Annotated in this window: 13 protein-coding genes; 8 read left to right on the forward strand and 5 right to left on the reverse strand. The window is 62.6% G+C overall.

The features are described from left to right. Position 1: 1 nt before the first annotated feature. The 5 genes from KK137_RS00680 to KK137_RS00700 form a co-directional block, all read right to left on the reverse strand. The gene (locus KK137_RS00680; RefSeq protein WP_214533970.1) at positions 2 to 640 is read right to left on the reverse strand and encodes a response regulator; all 639 of its coding nucleotides are present in this window, start codon (positions 638 to 640) and stop codon (positions 2 to 4) included. Next, positions 637 to 2,283, reverse strand: a complete 1,647-nt coding sequence (locus KK137_RS00685; RefSeq protein WP_214533972.1) for a sensor histidine kinase — start codon at positions 2,281 to 2,283, stop codon at positions 637 to 639. The genes KK137_RS00680 and KK137_RS00685 overlap by 4 nt, the downstream gene beginning before the upstream one ends. Positions 2,284 to 2,405: 122 nt before the next feature. Next, the gene (locus tag KK137_RS00690; RefSeq protein WP_214533974.1) at positions 2,406 to 3,767 is read right to left on the reverse strand and encodes a HAMP domain-containing sensor histidine kinase; all 1,362 of its coding nucleotides are present in this window, start codon (positions 3,765 to 3,767) and stop codon (positions 2,406 to 2,408) included. Beyond that, complete coding sequence (locus tag KK137_RS00695) at positions 3,764 to 4,441, reverse strand: winged helix-turn-helix domain-containing protein (protein WP_214533976.1); 678 nt, start codon at positions 4,439 to 4,441, stop codon at positions 3,764 to 3,766. Before KK137_RS00695 ends, KK137_RS00690 begins: the two co-directional genes overlap by 4 nt. Before the next feature lie 29 nt (positions 4,442 to 4,470). Next, a complete protein-coding gene (locus KK137_RS00700) occupies positions 4,471 to 4,974 on the reverse strand; it encodes a PepSY domain-containing protein (RefSeq protein ID WP_214533979.1) in 504 nt (167 codons plus the stop codon). Between the two features lie 170 nt (positions 4,975 to 5,144). Between KK137_RS00700 and KK137_RS00705 the strand changes: the two genes are divergently transcribed. From KK137_RS00705 to KK137_RS00740, 8 genes are all read left to right on the forward strand, one after another. Further along, positions 5,145 to 5,972 carry a nucleotidyltransferase family protein gene (locus tag KK137_RS00705; RefSeq protein WP_214533981.1) on the forward strand — a complete coding sequence of 276 codons (828 nt, stop codon included), beginning with the start codon at positions 5,145 to 5,147 and terminating at the stop codon, positions 5,970 to 5,972. Further along, the gene (locus tag KK137_RS00710) at positions 5,969 to 6,643 is read left to right on the forward strand and encodes an HAD family hydrolase (RefSeq protein WP_214533983.1); all 675 of its coding nucleotides are present in this window, start codon (positions 5,969 to 5,971) and stop codon (positions 6,641 to 6,643) included. The genes KK137_RS00705 and KK137_RS00710 overlap by 4 nt, the downstream gene beginning before the upstream one ends. Positions 6,644 to 6,646: 3 nt before the next feature. Next, positions 6,647 to 7,831, forward strand: a complete 1,185-nt coding sequence (locus tag KK137_RS00715; RefSeq protein WP_214533985.1) for a hypothetical protein — start codon at positions 6,647 to 6,649, stop codon at positions 7,829 to 7,831. Next, positions 7,828 to 8,619, forward strand: a complete 792-nt coding sequence (locus KK137_RS00720) for an FkbM family methyltransferase (protein ID WP_214533989.1) — start codon at positions 7,828 to 7,830, stop codon at positions 8,617 to 8,619. Before KK137_RS00715 ends, KK137_RS00720 begins: the two co-directional genes overlap by 4 nt. Positions 8,620 to 8,663: 44 nt before the next feature. Then, a complete protein-coding gene (locus KK137_RS00725) occupies positions 8,664 to 9,260 on the forward strand; it encodes a TetR family transcriptional regulator (RefSeq protein WP_214533990.1) in 597 nt (198 codons plus the stop codon). 79 nt (positions 9,261 to 9,339) lie between these two features. Next, positions 9,340 to 9,780, forward strand: a complete 441-nt coding sequence (locus KK137_RS00730; protein ID WP_214533991.1) for a hypothetical protein — start codon at positions 9,340 to 9,342, stop codon at positions 9,778 to 9,780. A gap of 4 nt (positions 9,781 to 9,784) precedes the next feature. Then, positions 9,785 to 11,395 (forward strand): FAD-binding oxidoreductase, encoded by a 1,611-nt coding sequence (locus KK137_RS00735; RefSeq protein ID WP_214533993.1) that lies wholly within the window; start codon positions 9,785 to 9,787, stop codon positions 11,393 to 11,395. Continuing rightward, positions 11,392 to 11,805 carry a c-type cytochrome gene (locus tag KK137_RS00740; RefSeq protein WP_214533995.1) on the forward strand — a complete coding sequence of 138 codons (414 nt, stop codon included), beginning with the start codon at positions 11,392 to 11,394 and terminating at the stop codon, positions 11,803 to 11,805. Before KK137_RS00735 ends, KK137_RS00740 begins: the two co-directional genes overlap by 4 nt. Positions 11,806 to 12,033 lie beyond the last annotated feature (228 nt).

Genomic DNA, 12,033 nt, shown 5'->3' on the forward strand with positions numbered 1-12,033 from the left:
GCTAGTCGTCGGTCAACATGTGGTGTTGCACGAAGAGCGAGGCGAGCATGGTCCGGCTCGAGATGTCGAGCTTGCGATAGATATTGCCCAGGTGGATGCTGACCGTGCCTTCGGCGGAGCCAAGTTCTGCCGCGATGGAACGGTTGGACAATCCCCGGCACACCAGGCGGGAAATTTCCAGTTCGCGCAAGGTGAGCGTGGCGAGGCGCGCGCTGATGTCGTCGTCCTCTTCCAATTCGACCTTTTCGAGCAGGTTCTTGGGAAGCCACCGTTCGCCAGCCGCGACTGTCTGGAGGCATTCGAGGAAGTGCTCGGTGGCGTAATCCTTGGTCAACAAGCCCCAGATCCCATAGGAAAGTGCCTCGGCGACCTTCTTGCCCGGGATGGTGGCGGTGAGGAAAACGACGCGGACTCCCAACCGTTCGGTATGGACTGCGCGCAGAATGTCGAGGCCGCCGATGTCAGGCATCGACACATCCAGGACGGCGATGTCGGGCCGGAGCTTGCGGATCTGACTCAGCGCCCGATGGCCGCTGGTAGTGGAATCGAGAATGTCGAATCCGCCGGCTCCCCGCAGCAGGTCGACCAGGCCCTGAAGCAGTAGCGGATGATCGTCGCACAGGAGGACAGTTCGATTCATGCGCGGCCTCGCATCGGAATGTTCATCGTGATTTCCAGGCCCGGAAAGGCGCGGCCAATGGACATGCTCCCGCCAAATTTCTCAAGCCTTGAGCGCAGCGAACTCGAACCCGTGTCCAGCTTCTCCTCAGCCAAGCCCTTGCCGTCGTCCCTTATCACCAGCGCCAGCTTCTCGGAATCGCCGGAGAGGCGCACGAGTACCTGCCGCGCCGCGCCGTGCCGAACCGCGTTCGCGGTGGCTTCGGAGACGAGTTGCTCGACATTCTCCAGAACTCCTCGGGGCAGCTTGGTCGGGAGATCGATCTCTTCGATCTCGACATCGATCGCCCACTGGTTCGCCAGCCGCCCGACCAGGACTCGCAATTCCGAAGCGGCATCGAATGTGTGACTCGAGCGACGGTCACGCTGGTCTTCAACAAAGTGCCTGATCCGCCGCTGTTGCTCAGCGATCAGCAGTTCGATCTCCCGAAGGACCGGCGTCTGTTCCGGCAGCGGGACATGCGCATTGCGCAACTTGAGGGTGATCGCCGTCAAGTCCTGGAGGACGCCGTCATGGAGATCCCTTGCGAGCTTCTCCCGCTCTTCGGATCGCGCGATGTCCGACACTTGGGACACGAGGTCGAACCGTTCCAGTTCTCCCGCGAAATGGGAGGCGATGATCTCCACAAGCGAAAGAGCGTCTTCGGGCCGGCTGTCGGGATTGGAAATCGCGCAAAGGCCAGTGAACCGCAACGTGTGGAAGCTCGCGGCAATGACTGTCGGCTCCTTTGTAATCGAGGAAGTGCCGGCGATACCGAGCGCCAGCTTCATTTCCGCAAGGTTTGCCCGGTCGATGAGGCGCGCGCCGCGCGCCGGGAGACGGGCAAACGCATGGGTTTCGACGCTGCTCCAATAGTTGGGATCGGCGTTGCGATGAATCGACAACTGGCCGCCCTGCCAATGCGCGACGCAACCGCGCGGGCTCTCCTGTTCCCGCCACACGACGATCAGTTCCTCACCATCGAGAACGGTCGTGGCATGCCTGCACATTCGGCTCAGCCACGCGTATTGGTCGTAGGCGAGATTGTCGGTCGGCCAGTTTGCCAGACTGATCAGCCTGGCACGGCTTTGTTCGCGATAGGCCGCGAAGTATCCCAGCATCGTTGCGAACACCAAGAAATAGGCGCCGCGGACGATCAGGTAATTCAGCTCCGAGTTCCCATCGAGGATATCGGGAATCCCGATGACCAGCAGCATGACTTCCAGGATAGCGGCCCCGAGGATCGTACCCTTGAGGCCCCAGCGCATCGTCATCGCCAGCAGGGGGAACGAGAAGAACGAGAAGAACGGGCTGGTCAGTTCGTTAGAGAGGAAGGCCAGCAATCCGAGAACGAGCGAGTCGATCAGGTGGACCCATAGGTGGGCGAGGCTGCGCGTCGGTCGATCTATCGGTCTGAGGAGGAGGACCGCCGCGAAAACCGCGTAGGCCGCTAGCAGGGTGCTGACTTCGTACTGGAATTTGCGGGGTTGGGTCGGGTCCAGGTACATCGCCAGGAGGGCGAACCCCACGGTCACCGCACGTCCGATGCCGATGAGCCTCTCTGGATCGGAATACAGCAATGTATTCCGGGTCGAAAGAAAGACCTCGCGCCTTGATCGGGACATACGTTCCTTTCCGTGCATTCCGCGGATCGGCAGTCGCGGGTTAACTCGAATTGGTGCCCTCACGTAGGTCTATTCTCGACTCATCCCAAATAGAAGCACCTGGGATACGCAGGAGACCGGGGCTAGGATACCCGGCGCGATGGGACGCAAAGGATCGCTTCGGTCTGTCCATTTGCGTGACGCAGCTCGAAGTGGCCCTCGTGAGCATCGGCGATTGCCTGGACCACCGCCAGGCCAAGTCCTTCTCCCGGCTTATCGGTCGCGTTCTCGCCTCGGAAGAACCGCTCGCTTGCGCGCTCCAAAAGGTCTTCGCCAACTTCCGGTCCATTGTTCGCGACCGTGAAGCAGACTGAACCATCCCTGTCGCAGGCCGAGATTCCGATTTGGGGTTCGGGCCCGCCGTACTTGAGCGCATTGTCGACCAGGTTGCTCAAAGCCTGGAAGAGCAGGTCCCGGTCACCACCGAACGTCTCGCATGCCCCGTTCTCTATCTTGATCCGACCCTCCAGTTCCTCGGCGGCCGGATCATAGAACTCCTTGAGATCCTGAAGCAAAGCGACTGGCGCGATGGGGGTGAAGGCCAGCGAATGCCGTCCGGCCTCGATGCGCGAGATGCGCAGCAGACAGTCGAAGATCGTCCGCAGCCGCCGCGTCTCGATCCCAATCCTTTTTACCTCCGGATTGGTTTCGCTCGGATACCGCGCCTCCAGCGTTTCCACGTCCGCGAGCAAGCGGGCTAGCGGTGTCCTCAACTCATGCGCGACATTGTCCGACACCCTTCGAACGGACGCGAAGAGTTCTTCGTTGCGATCGAGCATTTGATTCAGGGTCTGGCTGACTCGATCGAAATCGTCGTTGCTGCCGTCGACCGGGACCCTTCCTGCGAGGTCGCCCTCCATGACCTGGGTCGCCGCACGCGAGATTTGCTCCAGTCGCATGCCAATCGCGCGGCTGATCAGGCCGCCGCCGAGCAAGCCGAGAACCAGGCTGCTTCCCACCAGCCAAACCATTCCGTTAGCGAGGAGTTCGCGAAGTTCCTCCAAGTCTTCCGCATCGCGCCCAACCATCAACCTCGCCCCGTTGTCGAACCCGATGTCGAGGGCAAAGGCGTGCTGATCGAACTCGGCGCCTTCGGTATAGATGTCCGCCTCGAGGTCGAGCCACTGATCGCCCCGCTCCGAGGGCCAGGTCGGAATGTTGGCGGACTTCAGATCGCCGTCCGGACCGATGAAGACATGAAACGCTGCCCTGTCGCCTCGCGCCGCGGCGCGCGCGGCCAACGCTTTTATCAGGGCGGCTTCGCCATCGACCGCGTAGATTTGCTCAAGCTGCAGCGCTTCGCGCCGGATCTGCTTTCTGAGCGCCTCGTGCGGCCGGTGAACGCTGAAATAGTAGAACGAACCGACCAACAGCCCGATCGAAAGCAGGAAAAGTCCGACGTAAGTCAGCGCAAGGCGCAGCGAGAAACTGCGGACGTAATTCATCCCGCGCGAAGCACGTAGCCGCTGCCGCGGACCGTGTGGATCAGCGGCCTTTCGAACTCGCGGTCGATTTTTTGGCGAAGCTTGCTGATGTGCTGGTCGATCACGTTCGTTTGAGGATCGAAGCTGTAATCCCAGACCTGTTCGAGCAGCATGCTGCGCGTCACGACGCGCCCGGCGTTTTCCGCCAGGCAAACAAGAATCCGAAACTCCCTTGAAGTCAGGTCGATGCGTCTACCGCCGCGCTGGGCCGTATGCCCCAGCAGGTCGATCACCAGGTTGTCGATTTCAAACCCGGTGACCGGAGCGTCCGACTGTGGAGCGCGCCGGGCCAGGGCTTCGACACGCGCCAACAATTCGGACAGGGCGAAAGGCTTGCCCAGATAATCGTCGCCACCGGCCTTCAGGCCGCGGACGCGCTCGTCGACATCGGCGAGCGCGCTCAGGATCAGAACCGGCGTCGTGTCACCTGTCGCGCGGAGCGTCTGAAGGATCTTGAGACCATCGACATTGGGCAGCATGCGATCGAGGACTATCACGTCGTAGGTTTCCGAAGTGGCCTGGATCAATCCGTCCCTGCCGTCATGGCGAACGTCGACCTGGTGACCGGCCTGCCGCAATCCCCCGGCGACGAATTCGGCCACTCGGGTGTCATCCTCGATCAGCAGAACCTGCACGGTCTTGATAACTCCTATGGATCCTGACCCTAATCGTCCGGAATGAAGTTGAGGCGCTGGCCGGTTACCGGATCGAGGTAAAGCTTGGTGCGGCCGATCTGGCTGAGAAACTCCACTTCATAATAGGCTGTACCGTCCTCTACGTCGAACGACGCCGAAAGCACCTTGCCTCCGGTGCGACTCTCAAGTGGGGCGATGATCGACGACAAGCTGCGTGCCCGCTTCAGATAAGCCTCGTTCGATCGGCCGAAAACCTCTTCCCAGAAGTCTCTCATTAACGATGAGTTTTGCCGCAGTATCTTCCCGTTCCTGGCATCGATGATGTACTCTTCCGACTTCGCGGCGTGAACGACCTCGATTTCGTAGACCGGCGTTTTTCCCCAGTGGTCCATCTCGACATCGGTCACCTGCCAGTTTCCGCTACGTTCGGCGATCCTTACCGCGTCGAGAACCGAAATCGTTGCCGGCCGCTGTGCGACGGCGGCGCTCCCGATCGACAATATGACAAAGGCCAGGGGGCCCAGACCCTTCATGCGTGCTTCTCCGTCCTGCGTCGACCGGGCGGCGTAGAGATTGAGCGTGAGCTCCAGCTTATCGTTGGATTTGGATTCCTACATACTTGCGACGCCCATCCCGGCCAAAGATGGGCGAAAATAAATGTTGCGCCCATACCGATCCAAGGGGCTTCTGAAATGAGCGACGCATGGAATTGCGTCCCGTTACGGCAGCGAGCGCCAGCGCACAGACGACGCGGTGGCATGCCATACTTCTCGCTGGCGACAGGCCGGGGGGCGATCCTCTTGCGCATGCTTTCGGTGTGGCCTCCAAATCCTTGGTCCCGCTCGGCGGAAAGCCGATGCTGGCGCACGTGTTGCAAACGTTGCTTGCGCATCCGCAGATCGGGGATGTCTTCGTCCTCGCCCAGGATCCCGAACTATTGTTCGAAAATCCGGCGCTCAGTTCGTTTCTGGCAGACCCGCGTGTTCGTCTGGAGACTTCGGGTTCGGGCATCGCCAGCTCCATCGAAGGGACGCTGCAGCGGCAATGGCTCGATTGGCCGGTCTTGATCACGACTTCGGATCACGTGCTGCTCGACAAGGGGACGCTCGACTGGTTCTTCGACCACTCGGCTGATTGCGACGTGGCGGTCGGGATGGTGGACAGCCATGCCTTCGTGGCGGACGCGCTCGAGACCAAGAGAACCTGGCTGCGCTTCCGCGACGTTGACGTCACGGGCGCCAACCTCTTCGCGTTGAATTCGCGATCGGTGTTCCCGGCCCTGCAATACTGGCGATCGCTCGAGGCCAATCGCAAGAAGCCCTGGCGCATGGCTTGGAAGCTTGGGCCGACTCTCCTGGTGAGCTTCCTTCTGCGGCGGCTGACGCTGATCGAGGCCTTCGGGGCCGCGGGCCGGAAGCTGGGCGTCGAGGCGCGTCCGGTTCGAATTCCATTCGCGCGAGCCGGGGTAGACGTTGACAAGCTGGCGGATCACTCGTTGGTAGAAAGCATGCTAGCCCGCCAGCTCCAATGATCGAGCTTTCGATTTTCGACGTCGACCGCACGATTACGCGGAAGCCGACGTACAGCCTGTTCCTGTTGCACGCGATGCGGCGGCATGCGCCCTGGAGGGTCATTCTCACGCCGATCCTGATCCCGGCAGCGCTGGCCTATGCCGGGGGGCTGATCACCCGCACCCGCATGAAGGAATGCATGCATTGGGTCGCACTGGGTCGATCCCTGGCGGGCGAAGAGGCGGAGATCCTGGCAGAGGAGTTCGCCACCGAGCTATATCGCGACGGCCTCTATCCCCAAGCCATCGAGCGGATCGAGGCCGAACGGAAGGCCGGGCGTACGGTCGTGCTCGCGACGGCAGCTCCCTCGCTCTATATCGCGCCGCTGGCTAAGCACCTGGCGATCGCCGATGTCGTGGCCACCGGGGCCCTCCGTCGCGGAGACATTCTGACGCATCGGATCGCGGGCACCAATTGCTACGGCGCGCATAAGCTCACGATGATCATCGATGCGTTGGAGGCAAGAAAGATCGATCGGGCGAAGGCGCATGTCAGGTTCTTCACCGATCATGCATCGGACAGGGACGTCTGCGAATGGGCCGACGAGGCCTTTGCGGTCAATCCTTCGCCCAAGATGCTCGCGCTCGCACAGTTGAAGGGCTGGCCTGTTATCGATTGGCGGACCGCGTGACTGATGCGTGTGGGCTTTCTCTTCAATCATGCCGCAGGGCATCAGGTGGCCCATGCCCTTCCGATAGCATCGGCTCTTGCGCGGCTTTATCCGGGCATCGAGCTGCAGCTCTTCGTTGCGACGGGGGCGGCCGAGGCTGAAGTCCGGCGCGCATGGGCTGCCTGTGGTCATGCCTTCGATGACCACCGCATCGAACGTCTGAGCCCTCCATCCAAGGCAACCAGCCTACTGGCCTCCCTGTCCGGCGGCGCGATACCTGCCGACAGGGTTTCCATCCTGCGCCGCAATATCGATCGCTTTCGCGGCCTCGATGCCCTCATAGCGCCGGAGAAGACTTCCACGTTGCTCAAGTCTCGCTTCGGGCTGGAGCAGGTGGCTTTGATTCACACTCGTCATGGCGCCGGAGATCGCGCGGTCGGTTTCGATGCGGCAAGCGGCCGGTTCGATCTGGTTCTTCTGTCCGGTCAGAAGATCAAGGATCGGCTTGAGCAGGCGGGCCTGCTGAAGCCCGATGGATACGCGATCGTCGGCTATCCCAAATTCGACCTTTGCGGAGATAGCGCGCCGGCAAAGCGCCTGTTCGACAACGATCGCCCGACCGTGCTCTACAATCCGCACCCGTCGCCGGCTCTTTCCTCGTGGTATCGGATGGGGAGGGAGGTCCTCGACTGGTTTGCCCGGCAGGACAGGTTCAACCTGATCTTTGCGCCGCACGTGATGCTGTTTGCCAAGCGCTGGACTATCGCGTTGTCGCCGCCTTCCATCGCGCGCGTGCCGCACGTGCCGGAACGTTATCTGGGCCTACCGCATATCCGCATCGATCGCGGCAGCCCGGCATCGCTCGACATGAGCTATACAAACGCGGCGGACATCTACCTCGGCGACGCGAGCAGCCAGGTCTATGAGTTCATTCGTCGCCCGCGCCCCTGCGTCTTCCTCAATCCAGGGGAACTCAGGTGGCAGGGCTCCGCGGATTTTGCGCACTGGCAGGCCGGTCCGGTAGTGAGTTCCATCGACACCATGGCCAGCGCCCTTCACCAAGCGCTCGTCTACCCCAACGAGTATGCCGACATGCAGCAGCGCCTTTTCGCCTACAGCTTCGATTTGAACGACCGGCCGTCCGCCGACAGGGCGGCAGAGGCGATCGTCGCTTGGCTGGACCGCCGAGCGGCAGGCGATCGCGCATGAGCTTCTGGCGCTACGGAATCGTCAAGACCGCGCACAAGACGGTGTGGCTATCGACCGCGCGCGTGCGGTCGGCCTGGAACCGGGTTACGGGTCAGAAACCTGCGCACGGCCCGACCGCCTATGGCGTGCGGCTTTGGCAGCGGTGGGATGACAGGACTTTCGTTTACTGTCGGGCTGGAACTTACGGGCGTTTTCTTTCGGACTACCTGGCCAACCGGCAAGATGACTTCGCGTTTGCAGATGTCGGCGCGAACCAGGGCCTCTACAGCCTCATCGCGGCGAAGAACCCCCATTGCCAGCAGGTCATCGCATTCGAACCTGTAGCTGCGACTTTCGCAGCCCTGCGGGCAAATATCGCCATCAACCTGGGGGCCGAGAAGGTCACAGCGCTTAATCTCGGCGTGTCGGACAAGGCGGAGCGGATCGAGATCTCGGTCCCGCGTGGCCATAGCGGCATGGCAACCTTGCGTCCCTCCGCAGGATCGAATTCCGAGACCGAGACGATCGAAGTGGTTTCGGCCGTCGAGCTCGATCGCCTGCTCGATGGAGCGCTGCCGCTGGTGATCAAGGTCGACGTCGAAGGGCATGAGGCGACCGTGATCGAGCAGCTGCTGACCTGCTCCCATGCGCCAAGGATCGAGTGCATCTTCTACGAGGTAGACCGCCGCTGGTCTGACAAGGACCTGATCGCGGCGATGCTGCGGGACGCCGGCTTCGAGGCTTTCAAGCAAGTCGGCAGGGGCCACCATTTCGACGTGATGGCCTCGCGTTCCAAGTCATTGGCCTGAGGCGCCCGTTGCGGATCACCGCGCGGGACCATAGGGAAGCAAAGGTGTCGACAGATAGCACCAGGACGCGCCTGCTGGCGGCAGCGGAGAGGATCCTTGTCGAGCAAGGCGTAAATGCTCTTTCGGTGAGGCGGGTGGGAGAAGGCGCTGGCCAGAACCCCGCCTTGGTGACTTATCATTTCAAGAGCTTGTACAACCTCCTGGACGAGCTTTGCGGGATCAACCTCGAACCGATGCTCGACGCATGGAGCGGCATCCGAACGGACCGCGGGCTAACAACCGATGAAGTGTTGGTGCAATGGCTGGAGCCGCTGCTCAGGCCAGCCGCGTTCACGCCGAACGGGCGGGCGCTGGCCGTGCTCGACGGGTTAGCCGCGCACGGCGAAGCGGCGCTGAAAGAGCGCGTGCTGCGTTCGATGGAGGAGTTCAGCTTGCGGCTTCGCGCGGCTCTCGCTCCATCCCTCCCGCACCTGTCCAACGACGAGATTCGCGCGCGAGTGCGTTTCATCTCCGGCGCCGCTCTCGGACCACCGCCCCGAAGCAACACCACCCCTCTGGGCAAGGGCGCCATCAGGCTGGACGATATGAGCTATCTCCTGCCGTTTGCCCGGGCTGCGCTGTCGCTACCTCCGCAACAATGATGTCACTCTTGACCTGAGCCGCAAGGCGTTTATGCGGTCGTATAAGTTGTACGATCGTATAAAACCTGAGGGAGGTTGAGTGACGCCGAGAATGGGCGACAGTGGGGGCGGCCCGATGGTCGATCGGAGAGAGATGTTGACGTGGGGCATCGTCGCCCCAGTTCTGGCGAGCGGACCCTATGGCGCGCTCGCGGCGGTACCCGAAGGCCTCGATGCCCTGGTGGTCGACAGCCGTCTTGCCGACGCCGGGCTTTCCGCCCTGGCGGCTCGCCGGACCTACACCATCGACGGCGACGTTACCGCGCTTTGGTACAACACGCTCGATACGCTCTGGCGCAAGCCCGGCTTCGTGCTCGGCGGCATTACCGGCACCGATGCCTTGTTCGTGCTCGAACGGCTCGCTTTCGATTGCGGTCGCCGGGCGGTCAGCCGCACCGAACTGCGTCCGGCCGACCGTTTCGGCGTGGCGGCGGCGAGCTGGGTCATCGCGCCCGTTCACCCCAGCGTGGTGAAGGCCTGAGGCGATGGCGGTCCTACCCCCCGACATGAATGCGGCCACGTTCTCGCAAATGCTCGAAGAGCTCCGAGGCGCGGTGGGTGCCGACTGGCTCTGGTCGAGCGACGAGGATCTTGGTCCCTATCGCGACAGCTTCTCGCCCGTGTGGGACACGGCGGAGGAACGTCACGCCTCAGCCGCCATTGCTCCCGCCGACGTGCCGCAGGTCCAGGCGATCGTGCGTATCGCAGGCAAGTACAAGGTGCCGTTGTTCCCCATCTCCACGGGCAAGAACTACGGCTACGGCGGCCCCTCGCCCAACGTGAACGGCAGCGTGGTGCTTGACCTGAAGCGATTGAACCAGGTGCTGGAGGTCGACGACAAGCGCCACTTCGCCCTGGTCGAACCGGGCGTGTCCTACTTCGATCTCTATCGCCACATCCAGGAACGCGGGCTCAAGGTCATGGTCGATTGCCCCGATCCGGGTTGGGGCAGCCCGATCGGCAACTCCCTGGAGCGCGGTATCGGCTATACCATGCCGCAGTTCCGCGATCACTTCGGCGCCAGTTGCGGCATGGAAGTGGTGCTGCCCAATGGCGAACTCATGCGTACCGGCATGGGCGCGCTGCCGGGTTCCAGGACCTGGCAGGAATATCGCTACGGGTTCGGGCCTGACCCGGCGGGCCTGTTCGCGCAGGGCAACTTCGGCATCGTCACCAAGATGGGCTTCCGCCTGATGCCTCTGCCCGAATACTACCGCACGGGCCTGATCACTGTGCCCCGGCGGCGCGACTTCGTGAAGCTGGTCGAGCACGTGAACTACTTGTCAGACAGCTCGATGTGCGGCGAGGCGGTCTATGGCAGTCCGTTGCAGCGGTTGATGGGCGATCCACAGTTTCTCGCCCTCGCGACCAAGCTGGGCGGCCCCTCCGACGCCGATATGGACGCGGCAGCAGAGCGCGCGGGCCTGCCGAGCTGGCAGGTGGACCTGCAGTTCTTCGGACCGGAGGCCACAACCAGTGCGAACTGGGATTACGCCAAAGCGCGCATCCTTTCCGACATCCCGGGAGCGAAGGCGATCGACGGCGATCATTTCCCCTTGCCCGCGACCGAGGAGCAGCTGCTCAACAAGACCCAGCCCTACCAGACCGGCATTCGCCGCTACGGGGCACTTGGGGTCCCGAGCCTCGGCATCTGGCGCATCGTCGGCGACAATGGTCATGTGGGCTTCTTCCCGATCCTCCCCCGCAGCGGGGAGGCGGTGTTCGAGATGCAGCGCGTGCTGGGCGATGCCTTGAAGGAGTTCCCCTTGCGGCCGTTCTTCAACGCAACCACCGCGCCGCTTTACTGGCACACTTACGCGTTCCAGATGGTCTTTGCCCCCTCGGTGAAGCACGACGACCCGGCGCATAACGCCATCGTTCATCAGGCGATGAAGAAGGTCGTGGCGGTGGCCGCCGAGCACGGTTGGGGCGATTACCGCGCGGCGCCGATCTACCAGGATCATGTGGCCGATACCTACAGCTTCAACCACCACGCGCTCCGGCGCTTTCACGAGCAGCTGAAGGATGCCGTCGATCCCGATGGCATCATAGCCCCCGGCCGCGGGGGCGTCTGGCCGAAGAGGTTCCGCAAATGAGCCGGCGCACAACAACCACAGCGGCAGTGGTGCTGGTTCTTGCTGGAATGGCCGGCGTCGCTGCCGCCCAGAACCGGCAGGCTCCGGTTACGCCAGCGGTGGTGGTCAAGGCCGACCTGCCCGGCCGGACCATCTTCGAGCGCCAATGCGCTCCTTGTCATGGAGCAGGTCCGGGCGACGATGGTTCGCCGATGCTTCCGGGCACGGCGGCTCTCTCGCGGCGCTACGGCGGCGAGATCCCCGGCGCGCTCGAGCTGCGTGACGACCTCGACGGCGACGCGCTGCGGCTGTTTGTCCGCAACGGGATCGGCGCCATGCCGAGTTTCCGCAAAGCGGAACTGGCCGACGCGGACATCGACGCAATCGCCGCCTATCTCAAGGCGACGGCCGAGTTGTCGCAGAGCCGATAGCCACCCTCCAAGTACCGTAATCACTTTGCCCGAGCGTTAGCTTGGGCTCGGCGCGCCTTTATGCCGCCTCCGGGTGTCCGGCCGGCCCGGTCTGCCCTCGTGGTTTTCCGCGCAGGAGCGGGCGAGGCCAAAAAAATCCATCCCTGGCGCATTTGGCCTTGTGCGGAATCCCGTCGGTCGCTAGGCGCCGCTCGTTATTGCGATTGCATCGCAATTGCTGATTCTCTT

The sequence above is a fragment of the Croceibacterium selenioxidans genome (assembly GCF_018599195.1).
GTDB classification, from domain to species: Bacteria; Pseudomonadota; Alphaproteobacteria; order Sphingomonadales; family Sphingomonadaceae; genus Croceibacterium_A; species Croceibacterium_A selenioxidans.

Excerpts from the sequence above, each read along its gene's own strand:
- KK137_RS00680 (WP_214533970.1), bottom strand. The coding sequence starts at position 640 with ATGAATCGAACTGTCCTCCTGTGCGACGATCATCCGCTACTGCTTCAG.
- KK137_RS00685 (WP_214533972.1), bottom strand. The coding sequence starts at position 2,283 with ATGTCCCGATCAAGGCGCGAGGTCTTTCTTTCGACCCGGAATACATTG.
- KK137_RS00690 (WP_214533974.1), bottom strand. The coding sequence starts at position 3,767 with ATGAATTACGTCCGCAGTTTCTCGCTGCGCCTTGCGCTGACTTACGTC.
- KK137_RS00700 (WP_214533979.1), bottom strand. The coding sequence starts at position 4,974 with ATGAAGGGTCTGGGCCCCCTGGCCTTTGTCATATTGTCGATCGGGAGC.
- KK137_RS00705 (WP_214533981.1), top strand. The coding sequence starts at position 5,145 with ATGGAATTGCGTCCCGTTACGGCAGCGAGCGCCAGCGCACAGACGACG.
- KK137_RS00710 (WP_214533983.1), top strand. The coding sequence starts at position 5,969 with ATGATCGAGCTTTCGATTTTCGACGTCGACCGCACGATTACGCGGAAG.
- KK137_RS00715 (WP_214533985.1), top strand. The coding sequence starts at position 6,647 with ATGCGTGTGGGCTTTCTCTTCAATCATGCCGCAGGGCATCAGGTGGCC.
- KK137_RS00720 (WP_214533989.1), top strand. The coding sequence starts at position 7,828 with ATGAGCTTCTGGCGCTACGGAATCGTCAAGACCGCGCACAAGACGGTG.
- KK137_RS00735 (WP_214533993.1), top strand. The coding sequence starts at position 9,785 with ATGGCGGTCCTACCCCCCGACATGAATGCGGCCACGTTCTCGCAAATG.
- KK137_RS00740 (WP_214533995.1), top strand. The coding sequence starts at position 11,392 with ATGAGCCGGCGCACAACAACCACAGCGGCAGTGGTGCTGGTTCTTGCT.